The organism is Frankia sp. AgB32, from assembly GCF_023243045.1.
Taxonomy (GTDB): domain Bacteria; phylum Actinomycetota; class Actinomycetes; order Frankiales; family Frankiaceae; genus Frankia.
This window is the reverse complement of record NZ_JALKFX010000090.1, coordinates 12,566-34,053: the sequence shown is the minus strand read 5'-3', so window position 1 is coordinate 34,053 and position 21,488 is coordinate 12,566. Positions and strand designations below refer to the sequence as shown.

13 protein-coding genes are annotated in these 21,488 nt (G+C 73.1%); 4 read left to right on the top strand and 9 right to left on the bottom strand.

All coding sequences use genetic code 11. The annotated features are described in order from the left end of the window. From MXD60_RS21425 to MXD60_RS21415, 3 genes are all read left to right on the top strand, one after another. On the top strand, positions 1–686 hold a 686-nt coding region (locus MXD60_RS21425; protein ID WP_248821125.1), incomplete at its 5' end, for a tetratricopeptide repeat protein. Positions 687–963: 277 nt separating this feature from the next. Next, positions 964–2,151, top strand: a complete 1,188-nt coding sequence (locus MXD60_RS21420) for an acyltransferase family protein (RefSeq protein WP_248821124.1) — start codon at positions 964–966, stop codon at positions 2,149–2,151. An 80-nt stretch (positions 2,152–2,231) separates the two neighbouring features. After that, the gene (locus tag MXD60_RS21415; protein ID WP_248821123.1) at positions 2,232–3,212 is read left to right on the top strand and encodes a glycoside hydrolase family 26 protein; all 981 of its coding nucleotides are present in this window, start codon (positions 2,232–2,234) and stop codon (positions 3,210–3,212) included. A 98-nt stretch (positions 3,213–3,310) separates the two neighbouring features. On the opposite strand, the gene MXD60_RS21410 is transcribed toward MXD60_RS21415, so the two are convergent. The 5 genes from MXD60_RS21410 to MXD60_RS21390 form a co-directional block, all read right to left on the bottom strand. Further along, positions 3,311–4,735, bottom strand: a complete 1,425-nt coding sequence (locus tag MXD60_RS21410; protein WP_248821122.1) for an acetyl-CoA carboxylase biotin carboxylase subunit — start codon at positions 4,733–4,735, stop codon at positions 3,311–3,313. Continuing rightward, positions 4,735–5,511, bottom strand: coding sequence for an acetyl-CoA carboxylase biotin carboxyl carrier protein (locus MXD60_RS21405; RefSeq protein WP_248821121.1), 777 nt, complete (start codon positions 5,509–5,511; stop codon positions 4,735–4,737). Before MXD60_RS21405 ends, MXD60_RS21410 begins: the two co-directional genes overlap by 1 nt. Further along, positions 5,508–7,343: an acetyl-CoA carboxylase carboxyl transferase subunit alpha gene (accA, locus tag MXD60_RS21400; protein WP_518468401.1), complete on the bottom strand. Its 1,836-nt coding sequence runs from the start codon at positions 7,341–7,343 to the stop codon at positions 5,508–5,510. Before accA ends, MXD60_RS21405 begins: the two co-directional genes overlap by 4 nt. Before the next feature lie 105 nt (positions 7,344–7,448). Beyond that, positions 7,449–9,104, bottom strand: a complete 1,656-nt coding sequence (locus MXD60_RS21395) for a PfaD family polyunsaturated fatty acid/polyketide biosynthesis protein (protein WP_248821120.1) — start codon at positions 9,102–9,104, stop codon at positions 7,449–7,451. Then, the gene (locus tag MXD60_RS21390; RefSeq protein ID WP_248821119.1) at positions 9,098–11,464 is read right to left on the bottom strand and encodes a hotdog family protein; all 2,367 of its coding nucleotides are present in this window, start codon (positions 11,462–11,464) and stop codon (positions 9,098–9,100) included. Before MXD60_RS21390 ends, MXD60_RS21395 begins: the two co-directional genes overlap by 7 nt. A 96-nt stretch (positions 11,465–11,560) precedes the next feature. Here MXD60_RS21390 and MXD60_RS21385 point away from each other — a divergent pair, with 96 nt between their 5' ends. Next, positions 11,561–12,769 (top strand): RNA-guided endonuclease InsQ/TnpB family protein, encoded by a 1,209-nt coding sequence (locus MXD60_RS21385; RefSeq protein WP_518468399.1) that lies wholly within the window; start codon positions 11,561–11,563, stop codon positions 12,767–12,769. Positions 12,770–12,805: 36 nt separating this feature from the next. Here the strand turns inward: MXD60_RS21385 and MXD60_RS21380 are convergent, their stop codons facing one another. Genes MXD60_RS21380 through MXD60_RS21365 form a run of 4 tightly spaced genes read right to left on the bottom strand, consistent with a single transcriptional unit; the run spans position 12,806 to position 21,362 of the window. After that, positions 12,806–16,501 carry an SDR family NAD(P)-dependent oxidoreductase gene (locus MXD60_RS21380; RefSeq protein ID WP_248821117.1) on the bottom strand — a complete coding sequence of 1,232 codons (3,696 nt, stop codon included), beginning with the start codon at positions 16,499–16,501 and terminating at the stop codon, positions 12,806–12,808. Continuing rightward, the gene (locus tag MXD60_RS21375; RefSeq protein WP_248821116.1) at positions 16,405–19,440 is read right to left on the bottom strand and encodes a type I polyketide synthase; all 3,036 of its coding nucleotides are present in this window, start codon (positions 19,438–19,440) and stop codon (positions 16,405–16,407) included. The genes MXD60_RS21380 and MXD60_RS21375 overlap by 97 nt, the downstream gene beginning before the upstream one ends. A gap of 44 nt (positions 19,441–19,484) precedes the next feature. Then, positions 19,485–20,087 carry an SGNH/GDSL hydrolase family protein gene (locus MXD60_RS21370; protein WP_248821115.1) on the bottom strand — a complete coding sequence of 201 codons (603 nt, stop codon included), beginning with the start codon at positions 20,085–20,087 and terminating at the stop codon, positions 19,485–19,487. A gap of 39 nt (positions 20,088–20,126) precedes the next feature. Further along, entirely contained in the window at positions 20,127–21,362 is a 1,236-nt protein-coding gene (locus tag MXD60_RS21365) for an NAD(P)/FAD-dependent oxidoreductase (protein ID WP_248821114.1), read from the bottom strand. Between the last annotated feature and the right edge of the window lie 126 nt (positions 21,363–21,488).

Below are 21,488 nucleotides of genomic sequence, written 5' to 3'. Positions count from 1 at the left end.
GCAACCACGAACCAGCACTCGCCGACTTCACCCGCGCCATCGAACTGAACCCCGACTACACATGGGCACTCGTGAATCGCGGGCGGACCTACCGGACACTGGGCCGTTATGACGACGCCCTCGCAGACCTGAACCGCGCCCTGGACATCACACCGGACAAGGCCTGGATCCTGGCCGAACGCGGCGAAACACACCGCCTGCACGGCAACCACGAACCAGCACTCGCCGACTTCACCCGCGCCATCGAACTGAACCCCGACTACACATGGGCACTCGTGAATCGCGCGGAGGCTTACCAGGCGGTGGGTCGCTACGACGACGCCCTCGCTGACCTGAACCGTGCCGTAGAGGTCGACCAGCAGGACGAGTGGAATCATTATCTCATCTGGCTTTTTCGCCAGACCGGAGGAGCGGACGACGATTCCTCGGCAGAGGTCGTGCGAGCCCTTGACCTTGGCCTAGCGGCTCTGGAAAGTGTGCCGGACGACGCTCGGCTGGCCTTCAACGTTGCCGTGTTTCTATTGGCGCTCGACCGGGAGGATGATGCGGAGGCGCGCGTGCTCGCGACGCTTGCCGCCGGTGCCCGGCCAGCTCAGACTCGCGACTGCATTGACGATCTGGAGCAGCTTCAACGAATGGCCGGCAAGAATTCGGAAAAGATACTCTCCCTGCTCCGCGGAGCGTGATATCAGGTCCGCAGCGGGCGGTTCGTCGACGATTACTACCTCTGGTTTCACCCAGACCCCTGACACCTCGATCTGTCACCGTAGGTAATTGATCGTTCCGTGGTCGAACATGACGGCCATGGCCGGTACCCCCCACTTCGGGATAAACCCTTACGTGAGGGTATGTTCGGGGATGCCGCGATCAGATGGTCCCGACTGAGCCGGTCGTGGTTCCGGGCACGGGCGCCGACTGGCCCGCGGCGCAGGCTCGTTTCTCCGACAACCGAGAAGGGACGCGGTGATCCGCGAGATGCTGTCATCTCCCGGCCGGCACCGGATGGTTCGTACGTTCGGACCCGGCCGACCGGCTCGACGCCGCCCCGACCTGCCGGCACTGACCGGGCTGCGCGCGGTCGCGGCCGCCGTGGTGTTCTCCCGCCACATCCACGCGGACGTGGAGGACGCACTCCCGGTGGCGCCCATCGGCAACATCGGGTACACCGGCGTCGCGTTCTTCTTCATCCTCTCCGGGTTCGTGCTCACCTGGTCCGCCGGTGTCACGACCACGGCCCAGTTCTACTGGCGCCGGTTCGCCCGGATCTACCCGCTGTACCTCGTCGCCATCCTGCTGTGGCTGGCGCTCGCCTGGCCGCTGGGCATGATCGGTGAGTTCGGGTCGACGCCCGCGGCGATCCTGCCGAGTCTGCTGCTGGTCCAGGCGTGGATTCCCACCCAGTCGATCTACTTCGGCTGGGGTGGGGCGGTGCTGTGGTCGTTGTCCTGCGAGGCGTTCTTCTATTTGGTCTTCCCGTTCGTGTACCCGCGGCTCGCGGCCCGATCCACCGCAGGCCGGATCGGCGCGGCGCTGGCCATCCTGGTGCCGACGGCAGCGGTGGCCTGCCTGGCGGGGGCCGTCGACCCGCGACTGGATCTCGCCGCCTTCGCCAGTCCGGCGTTGCGGGTCGGGGAGTTCGTCCTCGGCGTCACCTTGGGGTTGCTGGCCCGGGACGGCCTGCGCGGCACGGCGCGGGACCGGCGGACTGTCGCTGTCGCCGCGGGCGCCTGGCTCGCTGTGCCGATCACACTCGGCTACCAGTACGGTGATCATCAGGGGCTGATCGACACGCTCGTTCTGCCGTCCTTTGCCGCGACCATCTTCCTCGTCGCCACCCGGCAGGCGGACGGGCGTGGGGTGCCCGGCATCGGCACCCGGCCCCTCGTCTACCTCGGCGTGATCTCCTACGCGTTCTATCTCGTCCACCCCGGCGCGCTCGCCGTCGTGAGCAGACTCGGCTGGCTGGACGCGCGGACGCCGGGCGCGGCGGCGTTCGGCGTGCTCGCCGGGCTCGCGCTCGCCCTCTCCGCCGCCGCCGTACTGCACCACACCGTGGAGCAACCTGCCCACCGCTACCTGGTGCGCCGGTTCAGCGGACCACCAGAGCGGGCCGCGGTGCCCGTCATGCGCGCGGCAGGACCCGCATGGTGACGAGACCCCCGTCCCCATCCGGACCTGACACCACGGGGCCCGCGACCCGGCGTGGTCGCCGGGTACGTGCGTCGCTGGTCATGCTGGCGGGGGTGCTGGCCGTGCTGGTGGGTGTCGGGGCGTGTTCCGGGGGCTCGGCGTCACCGTCGGCGGGTGCGTCGCCGTCCGCGGCCCCGTCAGTCCGGTCCGGGCTGGGGTGGGCCTCGGGGGCGAACGGCAACTATCCGGTGGACGTCAACGCGTGGGCGAGCTGGACGGGCCGGCCGGTCGACGTCGCCATCGTGTTCACCACCCGGTCGGACTGGGCGAACATCACGACCGCCAGCTGGCCTATAGGCGCGTTCACCCGGGCGAAGTTCCCAGGCCAGGTGTCGGTGGCGCAGCCGCTGTATCCCGAGGATGGCAACGAGGCGGCCTGTGCCAACGGCGACTACGACCGTTACTGGGCGGCGTTCGGGCAGACGCTGACGCGCAACGGGCGCGGGGACGCCTACGTCCGGCTCGGCTGGGAGTTCAACGGCAACTGGTTCTGGTGGAACGCGAAGGACCCGGCGGCGTTCCGCAGCTGCTTCGCGCACGCCGCCACCGCGCTGCGCTCGACCGCTCCGCACGTGAAGATCGAGTGGACGATGAGCGCGCACCGCGACACGCTGACCGACCGCACGTCCGACGTCTGGGCGGCCTATCCCGGCGACCAGTACGTCGACGTCGTCAGCATCGACACCTACGACTCCTACCCGGCGTCCACCTCGCAGCAGCTCTGGGACCAGCAGTGCCACCAGCGTTCCGGGCTGTGCACGGTCGCGGAGTACGCCCGCGCCCACCACAAGGAGCTCGCGGTTCCCGAATGGGGCCTGGTGCGCTCGACCGGCGGCGGCGGAGACAACCCGTACTACATCGAGAAGATGCACCAGTTCTTCGCGGCGAACACCGACATCCTCGCCTACGAGGCGTATTTCAACAACGCCGAGGACCAGAACGTCCAGTCCTCCCTGAACAACCCCGACCTGAACCCCAACAGCGCAAAGCGCTACCTGGACCTGTTCGGCAAGAGCGGCTGATCCGGGCCGGCGCCGTACCCGGGGCGCCTGTCCGCGGGTCCGGCGCCGGCATCGTCCGGTAGACATTCACCGAAGCACCAAGATCAACGAGTGGGATGCTATGCCGCCGAGGCGGTCGGGTGGGTCGGTTCCGTCGACTGGGCGGCACCGGATGCGCCGGTCAGGCCGGCGGGTGCCGCCAGCAGGGTGGCGAGCAGGGAGGTGTCGTGGGTGGCGGCGCGGAACTCGGGGTGGTCGAGGGCTTCGGCGAGGAAGGCGGCGGTGGTGGCGATGGTGGCGCCCTCGACCACCGTCTCGGCGAGCGCGCGGCGCATCCGGGCGATGGCGCCGGCGCGGTCGGGCGCCCAGACGATGAGCTTCGCGAGCAGCGAGTCGTACAGCGCCGGGATGCGGTAGCCGGCGGTGAGGTGCGTGTCGACGCGGACGAACGGGCCGCCGGGCAGTTCGAGGCGCTCGACCAGGCCCGGGGTGGGGCGGAAGTCGCGGGTCGGGTCCTCGGCGTTGAGGCGGCACTCGATCGCCACGCCGCGCGGGGTGATGTCGGACTGGCCGTAGCCCAGCGGCTCACCGGCGGCGACGCGCAACTGCTCGGCGACGAGGTCGATGCCGGTGACCATCTCGGTGACCGGATGCTCGACCTGTAGCCGGCAGTTGACCTCCATGAAGTAGTAGCCGTGGCGCTGCGGGTCGTAGAGGAACTCGACCGTGCCCGCGCCGACGTAGCCGGCGGCCAGGACCGCGCGCACGGCGTCGGCGCCGAGCTTCTCGACGCCGGCGGGGTCGACGTTCGGCGCCGGGGACTCCTCGACGAGCTTCTGGTGGCGCCGCTGCAGCGAGCAGTCCCGCGCGCCGAGGTACACACCGTGGCCGTGCGTGTCACACAGCACCTGGATCTCGACGTGGCGGGCGGAGGCGAGGTAACGCTCGAGGTAGAGCCGCCCGTCGCCGAACACGGCGAGCGCGGTCGACCGGGTGTGCGCGTAGGCCGCGAGCAGCTCGTCGCGTTCGTGCACGATCCGCATGCCGCGCCCGCCGCCGCCGGCGACGGCCTTGAGGATGACCGGGTAGCCGATCTCGTCGGCGAGCTCAAGGGCCGCGTCGGGGCCGTCGAGGGCGTCGCGGCTGCCGGGCAGCAGCGGCAGACCGGCCTCGCGCATGATGCCGCGGGCGACCGCCTTGTCGCCGAGGTTCGCCATCACCGACGCGGGCGGGCCGATGAAGACGATCCCTTCGTCCTCGCAGACCTCGGCGAACTCCGGGTTCTCGGAGAGGAAACCGTAGCCGGGGTGGATGGCCTGCGCGCCGCGGGTGCGGGCGGCCTCGACGACGGCGGGGATGTTGAGGTAGCTCGCCTTCGACGGACCCGGCCCGACCTGCACGGACTCGTCGGCCATCCGGACGGCCGCCGAGTCCCGGTCGGCCGCCGAATGCGCCACGACGGTGCGGATGCCGAGCTCGCGGCAGGTGCGGACGACCCGCAGCGCGATCTCGCCGCGGTTCGCCACGAGCACACTGGTGAACATCAGCTGTCCCCGTCCACCGGGGCGAGCAGGAACAGCGGCTGGTCGTGCTCGATGGGCGCCGTGTCCTCGGCGAGGATGCGGACGACCCGCCCGGCCCGCTCGGCCTCGATCGGGATCATCAGCTTCATCGCCTCGACGATGCCGACCTGCTGGCCGGCGCGCACCACGTCACCCTCGGTGACGAACGGCGGCTTGCCGGGCTCGGATGCCCGGTAGAACACGCCGACCGACGGCGACCCGACAGTGAACGTTCCCGCCTCGGCCGTGATACCCGAGGCTGCTCCGTTCACCGAGCCGGCGCCGTTGACGGCACCGGCGTCCGCCACGGATCCCGCGCCGTTCACCGAGCCGTTCACGGCTACGGTGTCGCTCGCCGCCGCGCCGTTCGCACTGGCCCCACCCTGGCCGGCGGTGAGGGCGGGCGCGGAGTCGGATTCCACGGCCGACCGGGCCGCCCGTGCCACGCCCGGCGCCGTGGTCCAGCGGGTCCGCGCCGGCGCGGCGTCGCCGAGGCTCGGCGCGGCGTCGGACCAGCCCATCTCGACGGTCACGTCACCGGCGGAGAGCCGCACGACGCTCGGCGCGACCGGCGCCCGCACGGCCAGCTCCAGCAGGTGCGCGCTGAGGACACCGACGATCGCGTCCACCGCGGGCAGCGTGCCGGCGAGCGCGGGCGGCGAGCCCAGGTCCGGGGTCAGCGGGTTGACGGGGTCGGTGGCCGCCGCGACGGGGTGCGCCCCGTTCGTCGCGGTCCGGGTGGCCTGGTCGGTTGTCATCGGTGCGCCTCCACAGTCTGGTCCGGCTCGGTCCGCTCCGCGTCCGCGTCGGCCGCACCGTCGGTGACGGCAGCGGTGGCGGCGGCTGCCGCGGGGACGCCGAACTGACGGAACCTGGTGCGCCGGCGGGTCACGAGGGTCATCTGGTCAAGCGGGGCGAGTTCGGTCAGCGACGCGCGCAGGGCGTCGCGCAGCAGGGCGGCGGCCCGCTCGGGGTCGGCGTCCGCGCCGCCCTCGGGCTCGGGGATCACGCCGTCGACGATGCGCAGGCGCAGCAGCTCACGGGCGTTGACGCGCAGCGCCGCCGCGGCCCGCGGCGCCGCTGCCGGGTCCTTCCACAGGATCGACGCGCAGCCCTCGGCGCTGATCACCGAGTAGACGGCGTTCGCGCACATCAGGACGCGGTCCGCGAACGCCAGGGCCAGCGCCCCGCCGCTGCCGCCCTCGCCGGTGACGACGGCGACGACCGGCACGGCGAGCCCGGCCATCAGCCGCAGGTTCTCGGCGATCGCGACGGCCTGGGCGTGCTCCTCGGCTTCCCGCCCGGGGTACGCCCCGGCGGTGTCGACCAGGGTGACCACGGGCAGGCCGAGCTTGGCGGCGAGCCGCATCACCCGCGCGGACTTGCGGTAGCCGGCCGGGGTGGGCATCCCGAAGTTGCGGTGCCGCAACTCGTCGGCGCTGTGGCCCTTCTGCGTGCCGATGACGGCGACGGGGATGCCGTCGAGGCGGCCGAGACCGGCTACGAGCGCCGGGCAGTCGGCGAACATCCGGTCGCCGTGCAGCTCGGTGAAGTCCTCGACGAGCATGCGGATGTAGTCGAGGGTGGACGGCCGGCCCAGGCGGCGCGCGGCGCGCACCGAATCCCAGGCGTCGCGTTCGGGCAGCGCCTCGTGGTCGGTGACGATCGACCCGCCGGCACGGAACTGCTGGCGCGGGATGGCGTCGTCGCGCCGGCTCGACACGGACAGCAGCCGGCCGAGGGTCGCCCGCAGCTCCCGGCGGGGGCTGATGATGTCGACGACGCCGTGGGTGAGCAGGAACTCGGCGGTCTGGAAGTCGTCGGGGAGCACCTGGCGGATCGTCTGCTCGATGACGCGACGCCCGGCGACGCCGAGGCGGGCGGCGGGTTCGGCGATGATGACGTCCGCGAGCGTCGCGAACGACGCGGCGACGCCGCCGAACGTCGGGTCGGTGATGAGCGACACGGTGAGGATGCCGGCCTCGTCGAGCTGGCCGAGGGCCTGGCTGGTCTTCGCCATCTGCATCAGGGCGATCGCGCCCTCCTGCATCCGCGCGCCACCCGAGGCGGCGACGGTGATCAGCGGGGTGCGCTCGCGCAGCGCGACCTCGGCGCCGCGGGTGACCACCTCGCCGACGGCGGCGCCGAGGCGGCCGCCGAGGAACCGGAAGTCCATCACGACGACCACGACCGGGTTGCCCTCGATCGTGCCGCGCACGGCGACGGCCGCGTCGTGCAGGCCGGTGGCGGCGCGGGCGGCGCGCAGCCGCGCGGGGTACGGGCGGCTGTCGACGAACTCCAGCGGGTCGCCGTCGATCGCCAGCACGTCGACCTCACGGCGCGAACCCGGGTCGAGCAGCAGGTCGAGACGTTGGTCGACGGTCATGGGGGCATGCCAGCCGCAGTCGGCGCAGACCCGTCCCGCGCGGTCGAACCGCCGGCCGTAGATCATCGACCCGCAGCCGCCGCACAGCAGCCACGACGAACCCGAGCCCGCTCGCCGCTGTCCGTCGCCGGCCCGGTCCGCCCCGGCCGCGGGGCCGCCGCCGGGGTCACGGGCGGTACTGGTGCGTATGGCCTCGATCGTCATGGGCTACTGCCTCTCCTCCCGTGTGCTCGTCGCGAGCGACGGGATGCGTGGACTGTCGATGGCTGACGGATGTGGTCCCAACGGGTGCTCAGGCTGGCGGGGTGCTCAGGCCGGCTGCGGTGGCGTCGGGACGTAGGTGGTGACGGAGGCGGGCAGGCGCGCGCCGGCGGCGCGCAGGGCAGCGACCCGCTCGTGGAAGGCCGCACCCGTCATCAGGTGGGCGGCGACCTCGGCGACCCGGCGGTTGCCGACCTCGGCGAGGTAGGTGCCGGCGACCCAGCTGTTGAACGCGCCCATCGCGGGCCCGCACCACACCTGGTAGTCGGCGGTCCGCTCCGGGTCGCCGGCGATGCTCCAGCCGGACGAGCGGCCCAGGTACCAGCGGAAGATCAGTGCCATCCGCCGGCGCGGGTCGCCCGCGGCGCGGGTGATCTGGTCGGGGTCGCGGCGGGTGAAGAACTCGACGCAGTCCTGCCAGACCTCGTCGAGCGGGCGGCGGAAGACCTTCGCCTCCAGCCCGGCCCGGATGTCGGCGGGCAGCGAGTCGATCCCGTCGTAGGCACGGTAGAGCTCGTAGAGCTGGCGGGCGCGGCCCGGGAACAGCGTGCCGCGGCGCAGCACCTGGACCTCGACGCCGAGCTCGAACATGTCCGCCGACGGCGTCATCGCGGTGTCCGCGACGCCGGTCGCGCCCAGCAGCCGCTTCGTCGTGTCGGACTGGTCCGCCTCGACCGTCGCCTGGTTCACCGAACCGGTGACGACGTAGGCGGCGCCGAGCGCGAACGCCGCCGCCGCGGCGGCCGGTGTGCCGATGCCGCCGGCCGCGCCGACCCGCACCGCGGCCGGTCGGCCCTGCTCGCGGCGGATCCGCTCGGCCAGCGCCAGCAGCTCCGGCAGCAGGACAACGAGGGGACGCCGGTCGGTGTGGCCACCGGAGTCGGCCTCGGCGGTGATGTCGTCGGCCAGCGGCACGACGGCGGCGAGCTCCGCCTGTTCGGCGCTCACCTCGCCGGCGGCGAGCAGGCCACGGACGAGCTCGGCCGGTGCCGGGCGCAGGAACCGTTCCGCGACCTCGGCGCGCGACACCTTGCCGATCACCCGGTGGGTCGCCTCGACCCGCCCGTCGGCGCCGCGGCGCAGGCCGAGGAGCCGGTAGCGGACGAGCTCCGCCGTCGGCTCGACGAACGCCGACGCCTCCAGGATGGTGACGCCGTGGCGCAGGCAGGCGTCGATCGTGGCCCGCTCCAGCGCCGACTCGCTCGGGCTGTGGATGAGGTTGCAGGCGAAGGGCGCCCCGGCCGCGTCGCGGACGATCGCGGCGAGCGCCTCGTCGACCCGGGCGGGCAGCACGCCGGCCGCGCCGAACGAGGCGAGGAAGCCGGCGCGGGCGAGCGCGGCGACCATCGGCGCCGAGGCGATGCCGTTGGCCATCGCGCCGGCCATGTAGGCGTACCGCACGCCGTGCGCCGCCCGGAACGCCGGGTCGCCGAGCGCGGTGGCGGGCCGCGGGCCGGCCGCGGCGAGCACCTGACCACCGGCCGCGACCACCCGGGCGACCTCGGCCGCCTCGCCGCTGGTCCGGACCCGGCCGCCGGCACGCAGCACGTAGCAGGGCCGGTCCAGGGCCAGCAGGTCCTGGTAGGCCGCCGCGGCCGCACCGCTCGCACCGGCCGCGGCGGGCGACGATCCTGCGGCGGGCGACGGTGCCGCGCCGGTGGCCGGGGTCCGCGCGGGGGCCGGCGGGGAGGTCAGCGTCACCATGACGGGGCTCCGTCCTCGCGCAGCTCGACGGCGATGTCGAGGCATTCGTAGATCCGCAGGCCCGGCTTCCAGACGCTGGCGTCGGCGGTCACCCGCACCCGCCCGGCGCCGCGGCGCACCTCCTTGAGGTGCACTTCGAGGCGCGTCTCGCCGTCGGTCGGCAGGAACTGGCCGCGGTACTTCCAGGTGAACGCCGCGCCGACCGGGATGATGAACCCCGGGTCGACCAGGCCCGCCGCGTGCGGCGAGTCGAGCAGCCACTCCTGCATCGCCTGGACGACCGTCTCGATGCCGAGGGAACCGGGGATGACCGGGTCCAGGGTGAAGTGCCGGGCAAAGAACCAGTCATCCGGGTCGATGGCCCGCACCGCGTGCAGGTAGCCCTGGCCGTAGCGACCGCCACCGTCGACGACGTCGACCGTGTCGAGCAGGGCCAGATGGTCGCGGGCGACCAGGCGGGCGGCCGGGTCGGCGCGGCGGGCGGCGACGTCGATCGTGCGGGTCGCCGGCCGCGGTGACGCCGAGTCCAGCCAGGTCGGCACGAACTTTCCCGCGTCCAGGCCGGTCTGGTTCGCCAGGGCGCTGTCGCTGAAGTAGCCGAACAGCGTCTCCCCCTCGTAGAACGGCTCGCCCTCGACGGACAGGGTGTAGCCGAAATTCTGCAGCGACGAGCCCGGCATGTCCGTGGTGGACAGCAGCTGCGAGTGCTGGCGGATGGTGGCGTCGCGCAGGTCCACCTCGCGCAGCACCGTCGCGGTGCCGCCGAGGTTGCGCAGGCTCGTGACGGCCGCCGGGTCGCCAAGGGTGGCGCCCATGTAGTAGCCGACCATCAGCGCCGCCTGCAGCGACGTCTCCATGTAGACGCAGTTCGGCATTGACGCGTTGGCGGTGTCGGCGAAGTACCAGGAGTCCGCCGGCGCGTCGTACTCGGTGATGTGCCAGGCGTCGCCGGCGAGCGTCGCCGGGTCGCGCCGGGTGCCGTGCAGTTCGAGGACGCGGTCGACGAGCAGCAGACCGCCCGAGGGCAGCCGGGTCGCCTTGCGCCCGGTGTAGCCGGCGAACTCCGGGCCGAGGGCGATCGCCTGGTCGCCGCGGCAGAAGTGGGCCATGTGGAACTCGCCCAGCATCGCCCGGTCGCCGAAGCGGTTGCGGCGGCCGAGCCAGCGCGCCGGCCGCCCACCCACCTCGGGCCCGACCGGCAGCCCGTCTCCTTCGCGCAGGCCGACGACGACGTCGACGACCCGCGCCACCACCGCGCCGTCGCCGCCCGGGGTGACGAGCCGCAGCTCGGCGTCCGCCCGCAGCCACGGCCGGGGCACCAGCTCGAGGTCGGCGATCTCGACGACGAGTTCGACCTCGCCGCCGGCTCCGCCACCCGCGCGGGCGACGCCCGGGGCGCCGCTGTCGGCGGGCCGACCCGTGGCCGCAGCGGCGTCCTCGACGAACCGCGCGTTCGGCAGGCACAGGTGCAGGCCCAGGTAGATAGCGAACAGCCGGGCCGCCTGGACCGCGGCGGTCACCAGCTCGGCGTCGCCGGACACCTGGCCCGCGGCGAGGCGGGCCCGCAGCAGACCCCGGCCCGCCCGACCACCGCGCAGCTCGATGGCGTCGACGGCGGCGAGCAGCGGCGCCGGCCCGCCCGTGAAGCGGACCTCGGCGTCGAGGCCCTCCTGCTCGTAGGCGGGACCGAACACCGCGGCGATCCCGGCGCGGGCGAGCAGGTCGAGCTCGGCGGCGCCGAGCGCGCTGACCGTGGTGCGGGCCAGCGGCTTGAAGGACGCTTCGGAGCTGACCCGCGGCCGGTACGGCCCCGGCGCCAGCACCGGAGCGGGTGCGGGTGCGGGTGCGGGTGCGGGTGCGGCGACACCGCCCGCGGCACCGGCCGGGAGTCCCCCGCCCCACGCGGGGCGCGCCGAGGGCTGCTCGGGTCCGGCCGGGGCGATGCCCAGCCGGGCGAGGGCGCGGAGCTGCAGGCTGGCCTGCGCCCGCAGGGCACTGGCATGCGCCGCGACGGTCGTCGCCCGCAACAGCTGGATCATCTCCACGACCGACACGGACGCCGGGTCCCGGGCGACCTCTCCCGCGCCGGCGGCCGGGGCGCTGGCGGAAACCAGCTCCGCGCCACTGGTCAGGGCAGCATCGGCGGGTGACACCGAGCCGGAGCTCGCCTCGGGGCCGGCGGACAGGGCGGTTCCGCCACCGTCGCCTGGCTCAGCCGGGGCGGCTGACCAGGTCGTTGTCGTGAAGGCCCTCGGGTCGAAGGCATCGCCGACGAAGTCGAGCTCGTCCGCCGGGTCCGGGAGGGTCTCCCGGCCGGGGGCTCCCCGACCGCCAACGTTTTCGTTGTCAACGACGGTCATCGGGATTGCGCCGTGGATATCCTGGCTTTCAGGCCGGGGAGGAAACGGCGTCCCACCTTGGAATGCATATGCGGGTCCTTTCGGTAGACTGTGGGGGTGTCCCGTTACCGGCCTTATCCGACTGTCGGGCAAGCAGTGGTGATGGCTGAGCATTGCGGGCATGCACGGTACGTGTGGAACCTCGCCGTCGAACAGCAGTCCTGGTGGAATCCGCGCCGCGGACCGGCTCCCGGGTATAGCGAGCAGTCCCGTCAGTTGACCGAGGCGCGCCGTGACAATCCGTGGTTGGCAGCTGGATCGCAGATCGTTCAACAGCAGGCTCTTCGTGATTTCGCTGCGGCGATGGCCAGCTTTTTCCGTGGTTCGCATCGTAGGCCATCGTTGCGAAAAAAGGGACGGTCCGACGGTTTCCGGATCGTCGCGGTAAAACCTGAAGATGCGCGGCAGATCAACCGCCGCTGGGGCGAAGTGCGCATCCCGAAGATCGGTTGGGTTCGGTTCCGGCGTAGCCGGGCTGTTCCGCAGGCCCGGTCGTACCGGGTGACACGGGACCGGTCTGGCCGGTGGCATGTGGCGTTCGCCGCGGTCCCCGACCCGGTCGAAGCGCCGGGTACCGGCAGGGTCATCGGGGTGGACCGTGGGGTGACCGTGTCGGCGGCATTGTCGACCGGGGAGCTGCTGCACTGTCCCGGGTTGCGGCCTGGGGAACGGGATCGGCTGGCCCGGCTGCAACGTCGGCTCGCCCGCGCGAAGCGGGGCAGCAACCGGCGGGCCCGGGTGAAGGCTCAGATCGCCCGGGTGAGAGCCCGGGAAGTCGACCGGCGGAAGGACTGGGTGGAGAAGACCAGTACCGAGCTCGCCCGCCGGTACGACCTGATCCGGGTGGAAGACCTGCCGATCAGAAGCATGACCCGGTCGGCACGAGGAACTGTCGAGAGTCCTGGGAGGAACGTGCGGCAGAAAGCCGGACTGAACCGGGGTATCCTCGCACATGGCTGGGGGCTGCTGGTCGAGCGGTTGGAACAGAAAGCGCCTGGCCGGGTCGAGAAGATCGATCCTGCGTACACGTCGCAGACCTGTAACACGTGTGGGACCCGGGATCGGGGGGCGCGCGAGAACCAAGCGGTCTTCCGTTGCCGGACCTGCGGGTGTGAGGCGAACGCCGACGTGAACGCGGCACGTAACATCGCCCTGGGACATCAGTGGGAAACCACGTGGGTGACTGCGCGGGGAGGCGACGCCAACAGGCGGCCTGTGAACCGCGAACCTCAACACCGCGCATCCTCCCTTCTGGCGGATGTGTAGAAGTTGGAATCCCCCGCCTTCAGACGGGGGAGGATGTCAAGCGGGAACGTCCTCGTTCTCGGTCGGGGTCTGCCGCCAGGCCTGGACGGCCTCGGCGAACTTCGCGGCCATGCCCGGCGTCGCCGCCACGGTGACGTCGGTGAAGCGGACCAGGACGGTGCCGTCCGGGGCGGTCGCCGTGGCGTTGACGGTCGCGGTGCCGCCACCGGCGTCGACCCGGGCGCCGTCGAGCACGAGCACGAACGGCGTCCCGTCGGGCAGCGGCCGCAGGTATTCGGCCCGTCCGATACCCAGGGGCAGGCAGGCCTGGCCGAGCAGCGCCCGGCCGAGCACGGGCGGGCCCTGCAGCAGCACGTCGGCGAGCACCGGGCTGTGCAGTTCCCCGCCGAACGCGGGGCGCAGGCCCGGGTCGTCGGCGAGCTGGCACTCGAGGACCAGCCGGTCGGCGCCGCGTTCCAGCACCCGGCGCATGCCCTGCAGGCGAGGCCCGTGGAACTGGGTTCCCTCGAGGTAGATCTCGAGCCCGTCCTCCGCCCCTTCGCCGAGCCGGTAGCCGGGACGCCCCGGGACCGCGTACGCCACCGGTGCGGCCCTGGCGAGCAGGAGCGCCGCCGCGTAGTGCGGGACGGGCAGCCGGCCCGTGCCGTCGCCGCGCACCGAGGCGCGCAGCAGCAGCTGACCGGCCGGGGCGTCGTCGTCGGGTGCGAGGACGACCTGCGCGGACTCCGGTGCGGAGCCGTCGAAGACGATGCCCTTGTGGACCGCGAAGTCGCGGACCTCGACGACCCGCCAGCCCGGATGCGCCCGCTCCGCCACGTTGATCATCCAGCCGAGGCCGAACGTCGCGGGCAGCACGCGGTGCGCGCCGACCTGGTGCGCGGCGATCACCGGATGGCCGGCGAGGCCGGCGAGGTGGCGCCGCGCCGCGAGCGTCGCGCCGCCCGGTGCGACCGAGCCGGCGAGGGCCCGGTCCGGGCCGACCAGGATGCAGACCTCGCCCGCGCGGTCGGCGCGCAGCGTCTCGACGAACGCGGCGGCGCCGGCGTCCGGGGCGAGCAGGTCCACGCCGCGGGCGGTGAACAGCTCCCGCAGCGCGGGTGTCACCATGCCGCCGTCCCAGGCACCCCAGTCGATGGCGACGACGTGCCGGTCGGGATGGTCGTGGCGCAGCGCGGCGGCGACCCGGCACAGGGCCTCGTTCGCCGCCGCGTAGTCCGCCTGGCCCGGGTTGCCGAACAACCCCGCGACCGAGGTGAACAGCAGCACGTGCCGCAGCGGCGCGGTGCCCGAGCCGTCGTGGCCGGTGTCGCCGGCCGGGCCGGCCAGGGCGGGCTCGGCCAGGGCGTCGAGCAGCGCGCGCAGGCCGCCGAGTTTCGGGGCGAACACGCGGGCCACGTCGGCCTCGGTCTTGTCCACCAGCCGGGCGTCGGCGAGCACGCCCGCGCCGTGCACGATGCCGGTGACCTGCTCGCGCAGGTCCCCGAGTGCCGTGCGGACGGCGGCGGCGTCGGTGACGTCGACGGGGACGTAGTCCGCCCGGCCACCGGCGGCCCGCACCGCGGCGAGTGTCGCGCGGCTCTCCCGGGCCGAGAGCAGGCCCTGGTTGATCCGCTCTACCTCGCGGGGCGGGGGCCTGGTGCCCTCGGCCCGCAGCCGCGCGATCACGGCGGGCTTGAGCGCGTCGTCCTCGACGCCGGCGGCCCAGTCGGGCTCGTCCACCAGCGGCGAGCGGCCGAGCAGGACGAACCGGGCCGGGACCCGCTCGGCGAGGGCGCGCACGCACAGCGCCGTCACGCCCCGCCCGCCGCCGGAGACGACGAACACGTCCTGCGCCCCGACGGTGAGTTCCGCGCCGTCCGCGCCGTCCGCGCCGTCCGCGGCGCCCTGCGGCGCGGCGGTGCCGGCCGTCGGCGCGTGCGGGTCGAACAGGCCGGGGACGATCGCGACGCGGACGCCGGTTCCGTCGAGGCCGACCTCCGGGGTGTCGCGGGCGGTGTCGTGCAGCTCGGCGTCGAGCAGGTCGAGCACCGTGCGGACGTCGAGCCCGGGGGCGACGTCGAGGGCCCGGCAGAACAGCGCGGGCGCCTCCGCGTCGAGGGTCTTCACCACCCCGCCGACTCCGCCGAGCAGCGAGGCGACCACCCCGGCCGAGCCGTGGTGCCCGAGCCCGCCGTCAAGGCGGGTCAGGGTGAGGAAGGCCGCCCGGGTGCCACCGGCGGCGGTCGCCGTCAGCGGCTCGTGGGCCTGGCGGGCGATCTGGATGGTCTCGGCGAGCCGGGCGACCGTGGGGTCCCAGCCGTCGCCCGGGGTGAGCAGCGTCAGGCACAGGTCGACCCGGCCGTCGAACGCGGACCGCAGCGGCGACGCGCCGTCCGGGCCGTCCTGCGCCGCGTCGTCGAGGTTGACGGTTCGGACGGTCCAGCCACGCTCGCGCAGGCCGTCGGTGAGGGGCTGCGCGTCCTCGCTCGTGTGGTGCGCGACGACGGCGACCGGGGAGTCGGCGTAGGGCCGGTCGAGGCGGTCGACGGGCGGCAGCGTCACCAGTCGGACGACGCGGCGCGGTGCCGGCGCGAACGCCGGCTCAGCTGCTTTTGGGTCGACACCACCTGCCTCCGACCCGCCGGCGACGCTGCCCGCGCCGGGCCCGGGTGGCGCCGTGGCGGTGACGTAATCGGTGATCTGGTCGAGCGTGCGCAGTTCCGCGAGCTGCTCCGGACCGACCGTCGGCGCCTGCGGGAACCGCTCCCGCAACGCTCCCAGCACCTGCACCCGCTTGATGGAATCGACCCCGAGATCGGCCTCCAGGTCCATCCCCGTATCGATCATGTCCGAGGCGTAGCCCGTCTTCTCCGCGACCACATCGACCAGCGCCGCCAGCACCGCCTCCCGGTTCAGACCGGCCGGAGCGGGTTCCGCCGCGACCGGAGCCGGCGTCGGCGCCGTGACCCGGGCGGGAACCGGACCCGCGGGCTGGCTCGGGACGAGCGGGACCACCGGCGCGACGGGCGCGGGCGGTGCGACGGGCGCGGGCGCCAGCGGAGCCGCCACCGGTGCGGCTGCGGGCGGCGCCGGCGGGGCGGCGACCGAAGCGGTCAGCGAGCGCGGCGCCGCGGGCCCGGAAGGCAGCGCCAGGGTCGGCACTGACGGAACCGACGCCCGCACGCCGGCGAGACCCGTGGGGTCGACGGCGAGCTCGAGCGCGGCGAGATGCGCGAGGACCTCGTTGGCCTGGGTGTGCGTCTGGCCGATCACGGCGCTCTGGTTGGCGACCATGGCGATCGCGTCGGCGAAGCGGGCGTCCTCCCGCCCGCCGCGCTGGTACTCGTGCAGCGCGTCGACCAGGCGGCTGGCCACGTCGAGCTGGCCGGTCAGGTAGACGCCGTGCAGGTTGACCTGCTGCGCGAGGACGTCCGCGGCGGCGTCGAACCCGAGGCCGAACGCGGACGACTGGCCCGCCGGCGCGAGGTGCTGACCGACGGCACCGCCGGCACCCGAGTCGTTCGGTACCGGGCCGGCCGCGGTGGCGCCGAGGGCCGCCGCACCGTTGGGGACGGCGCCCACCGAGGTGGCGCCGTTCGTGCTCGGCCCGGTCACGGGCACTCCGTTCGTGAGGGCGCCGTTCACGGCGGCGCCGTTCACGGCGGCGCCGTTGACAGCGACACCGTTCGGGGCGGCACCGTGCGCGGACGCGCCGTTGACGGCCGCGCCCTCACCGGGCACCCCGGACGGCACAGTGGCGCCGTTGCCTGGGCCGGGACGGCGCCGCCGAGGATCTGGTAGTCGTCGGCGAGCGCGGCGGCGTGGGCGTCGCGGCGGACCGACGGGGTGTACTCGGGGGCGGAGAGGAGCACGGTCGGGCCCTTGGTGGGAACCGTCGCGAGCGGCTCGGCCTGGAACCGGTTGATGCCGGAGATCGGCACGCCGAGGACCGCGAGCTGGACGGCGGCGGCCTTGAGCGTCACGTCGCTGTCGCCGAGCGGGCCGGCGTCGGTGGCGATCGCGATGACGCCCGCGTCAGGGAGGATCTGCCGGACGAGCCGGGTGAGCACCTGCTTCGGGCCGAACTCGACGAACACGGTGGCGCCGGCCTCGTGCGCGGCGCGGACGGCGCCGACGAACTCGACCGGTTCGAGGAGCTGGCGAGCGAGCACCGCGGCGTTCGCGGCCGGGTCGGCGCCGTAGCTGGCACCCGTGGTGTTCGGGTAGACGGGCGAGGCCGGCTCGTTGACCGGGGTGGAGGCGAGCGCCTCGGCGAAACGGTCGACGGCGTGGGCGACGTAGCGGGTGTGGAAGGCGGCGGAGACCGGCAGCGGCCGGACGTCGAGCCCCTCCTGCGCGCAGCGGCGCACGAACGCGGCGACGGCGTCGCCGGGACCACCGACGACGACCTGCTCGGGGGCGTTGTGGTTGCAGATCACCACGTCGGGGTGGCCGTCGAGGAGCGCGGTCACGCGCTCCCGGCTGGCCGGCACCGCCGCCATCGTGCCCGACTCGACCGCCGGCGCGTCGTCGCCGTGGCCCGCTTCCGGCGGGGCCATGGCGCGGCCGCGCTCGCGGGCGAGGCGGAAGAAGCCCTCGGCGTCGACGGCGCCCGCGGCGTGCAGCGCGGTCAGCTCGCCGAAGCTGTGCCCGAGGAAGCCGGCCGGGCGCAGGCCGAGTTCGTGCAGGTAGCGGTACTGGCCGACGGACAGCGCGCCGAGCGCCGGCGGGGCGTGCGCGGGCGCGCGCCGCGCGACCTCCTGGTCCTGGCGCTGCTCGGCGTCGAAGACCGGCGGCGGGAAGACGATCGAGGCGAGGCGGCGGTCCGCACCGTCGAAGGCGTCGTTCGCCTCGTCGAAGGCGGTGCCGACCGGCGGCACGTTGACCGCGGCCTCCAGCCCCATGTCGACGTACTGGCTGCCCTGCCCGGCGAACAGCGCCGCGACCGTGACGTCCGCGGCACCCCGCGACCGGAAGTGGACACCGCGCGGGTGCGACCACTCGGTCGCCTCGGGGTTGCGCTCCAGCTGACTGATGGCCAGCTCGCGCAGCTCGGCGGCGCTCTCCTCGTCCGCGGCGGCGAATCCGACGCGCGCGGCCTCGACCGGCACGGCACCGTCACCGGCGGGCGCGTCGGAGCGCAGGAGTTCCAGCAGCGCGGGGACGTCGGGGGCGTGCCACAGGTACGCCTGGGCAGTGCGGTGCAGCACCCGCAGGTCCGTGCGGTCGCCGGTGTGCTCCTCGAGCACGACGTGGAAGTTCGTCCCGCCGAAGCCCATGGCGGACGCGGCGGCGCGGCGCATCGGCCGGTGCGGGTCGCGGATCCACGGCCGGTTCGCGACGTTGACGTAGAACGGCGCGTCGGTGAAGTCCACGGCGCTGTTCGGCCGGTCGACGTTGATCGTCGGCGGAAGCACCTTGTGGTAGAGGCCGAGCGCGAGCTTCATCAGGCTGGCCGCGCCGGCGGCGCCCTTGGTGTGGCCGATCTGCGACTTCACGCTGCCCAGCGCCGCGTGGTGGCGTTCGCCGCCGGCGTCGCGCAGCAGGCCGCCGAGCGCGTCGAGTTCGGTGCGGTCGCCGACGGCGGTGCCGGTGGCGTGCGCCTCGAACAGCTCGACGGAGTCGGGGGTGCACTCGGCGTCGACGTAGGCGCGGTCGAGCGCGACCCGCTGGCCCTCGGCGCGCGGGGCGTAGATGCTCTTGAACCGGCCGTCGCTGGAGGAGCCGAGGCCGCGGATCACGGCGTAGATCCGGTTGCCGTCGCGTTCGGCGTCGGCGAGGCGGCGCAGCGCCAGCATGCCGATGCCCTCGCCGAGCAGGGTGCCGTCGGCGTCGTCGGAGAAGGGGCTGATCGTGTCGCTCTTCGACAGGGCGGAGACCTTTGAGAAGCACATGTAGATGAAGATCGTGTTCTCGGTGTCGACGCCACCGGTGATCATCGTGTCGGCACGTCCGTCGACGAGCTCGGCGATCGCCAGGCGCACCGCGGACAGCGAGGCGGCGCACGCGGCGTCGACGGTCGTGTTGAGACCGCCGAGGTCGAGGCGGTTGGCGACCCGGCCGGCGACGACGTTCGCGAGCAGGCCGGGGAAGGAGTTCTCCTCCCACGGCGCGTAGGCGCTGACGTAGCGACGGGCGATCTCGTCGGCGTCGGCCTCGCTGAGCCCGACGCTGCGGGCGGCCTCGCGCAGCACCGGGGTGGACAGCCGGGCGGCGAGCGGGTGCATCAGGGGGACGGGGCCGGTGGTGCCCAGCACGACGCCGGTGCGCCCGGCGTCGTACCAGTCCGCGTCGCGACCGTTGACGTCGCGGGCGCCCGCGTCGCGCAGCAGGTCCCGGGCGACGCCGAGGCTCAGCGTCTGCATGGTGCTGGTGACCTCGAGCTGGTTCGGCGGCATGCCGAACTCCAGCGGGCTGAACTCGACGTCCGGGATGAACGCGCCGCGCCGTGCGTAGGTGCGGTCCTGGGCGGTCGGGTCGGCGTCGTAGTAGTCGTCGAGGCTCCACCGCGACGCCGGAACCTCGCTGCTGCAGTCGGCGCCGTCAACGACGTTCTGCCAGTACTCGCGGTGGTTGCGGGCCATCGGGTACAGGCCCGACAGACCGACGATCGCGATCGGGTTGCGGGCTAGCCGCCTGGAGTCGAGGTCGACGGGCTCGCTCGGGCGCGCGGACTGCGCTGTCTTGGGCACGGTAATCCCTTCTCGGCCGGTGGGGGCCGGCTGGATGGTCCGGATCAGGCAGCCGTCAACCAGGACGTTCGCTCGACGAGTTCCGCCATGTCCTCGGCGAACCGGTGGTGTCCGTCGGTGTTCGGGTGCAGGCCATCGGCGCTCCACAGCCCGCGGCCGGACCATTCGGGGCCGGCGGCGATGTCGAGGTGCAGCGTTCCGGTGGCCGCGCAGACCTCGCGAAGCACGGAGTTCGCGAAGGTGAAACGCTCGCGCAGCAGCCCGCGGAACTCCTCCGGCAGCGGAAGGTTCGCGGGAATGTCCGGGTAACTGGCGGTGAACACGGTCGTGTCCAGGCCCGCCAGCGAACCGAAGATCGTCTCGAGGTTGCGGGTGAAGCGGTCGGGTGCCCAGTCCTGCACCATGTCGTTGACGCCGACCACGACGCCGATCAGCGGCGCCTTGCGGGCCAGGGCCTGGTGCAGCTGCCGGTCGACGACCTGCTGGGTGGTCGCCTGGTAGGCGCCGAGGTTGCGGGTCTCGCGGGGCGAGACCCCCATCCGCCGGGCGAACCGGCGGGCCCAGCCGATGTACGAGCCGTCGGCGGCGACGTCGCCGCGGCCCTCGACGAAGCTGTCACCGAGAGCGGTGAACCTCACTGTGGGCATTGTTCGCCTCCGTGTCGGGGCCGCGGCGCGACGCGTTTTTCAGGCCTGGGTGAGAATGCGGCGGTCGGCCGGCATGCCGACTTCCTCGTACAGCTTCTCGAGGTTCGAGGGCGCGAAGAACTCCTCGCCCGGAATTCCGCCGGCGATGAGGCCGAAGAACTTCGTGGTGTATTCCTGGCTCATGCTCGTCGCCCGGAAGACGGAGTCGTAGTAGGGGGTGAGGCTGAGTTCCGCGAGACTGCAGGTGAGTTCGAAGGTGCCGTTGCTCTCGGCATCGCGGATCTTGACGTACTCGACGACGGCCTCGTCGATCGAGCGCTCACCGGAAAGGCCTTCATGCAGCTTCTCGGCGAGCACCTCGGTGTACTTGAGTGCGTCGGTGATGCCCCAGCCGGTGAACGGGTCCTTGTGGTATCCCGCGTCACCTACGAGCGCCCAGCCCGGGCCGGCGGAACGGCGGTAGAAGTTGTCCGGGTAGGACATCGCCCGGAAGTTCTCCTCACGCTTTCCGTTCGCGCGGATGTCCGCGCCGAGTACCGGATCGACCTGGTCGAAGATCTCCTGGAAGCTGCCGTCGATGTCGGCGCGGAACTCCCGCAGCCGGTCGCGGCGGCGCATCACGGCGACCAGGTGCTGGTCGTTGTGGGTCGGCCAGACACCGAACTGCTGCGGCTCGGTGCCGGTCCGGTGCTGGAACTCCCAGTCCAGGCCGCTGTAGTACGAGTAGTACACGAAGCAGGAAGCCGGGATCGAGCGGTAGATCTCCGCGCCGACCAGGCCGGCGACCGTCGAGTTGCGGCCGTCGGCGCCGACCACGAAGCGCGCGCTGAACTCCTGCTCGGGCCCGTCGCCGAGCCGGCCGCGGATACCCGCCGCCCGGTCCTCGGAGAACACCACGTCGGTGACGGTGAATCCCTCGAGAACCTCGGCACCGGCCTTGCGGGCCTCGTCGACGAGGATCTCGTCGAGAATGGTCCGGCGCGGCGAGTAGACCTCGGTGATTCCGTCGATCGGGTCGGCGAAACCGTCGAGAAAGATATCCGAGTACGAGAAGTTCAGGTGCCGCATCGGAGGAACTCCGGTCGCCACGAGGCGGTCGAGAATTCCCCAGCTCTTCAGCCGGGAGAGCCCGGCCTGGTGGATGTAGTGGGTGGAGACGGTGTCGCTGGGGAAGGTGGCGCGGTCCACCACCAGAACCTTGTGCCCGCGCCTTGCGAGCAGCATCGCCAGAGGCGATCCGGCGCAGCGTGCGCCCACCACGATGACGTCGTACATCTGCGGGGTCCTCCCGTTGTCGACCGGCGGCGCCGGCTGCGTACGGTACGGGCTGGGGTTCCTTGTCATGGTGCTGACCGAGGAACTACATGGTCAACGGGACGGTCGATATCTCATCGGCCGATA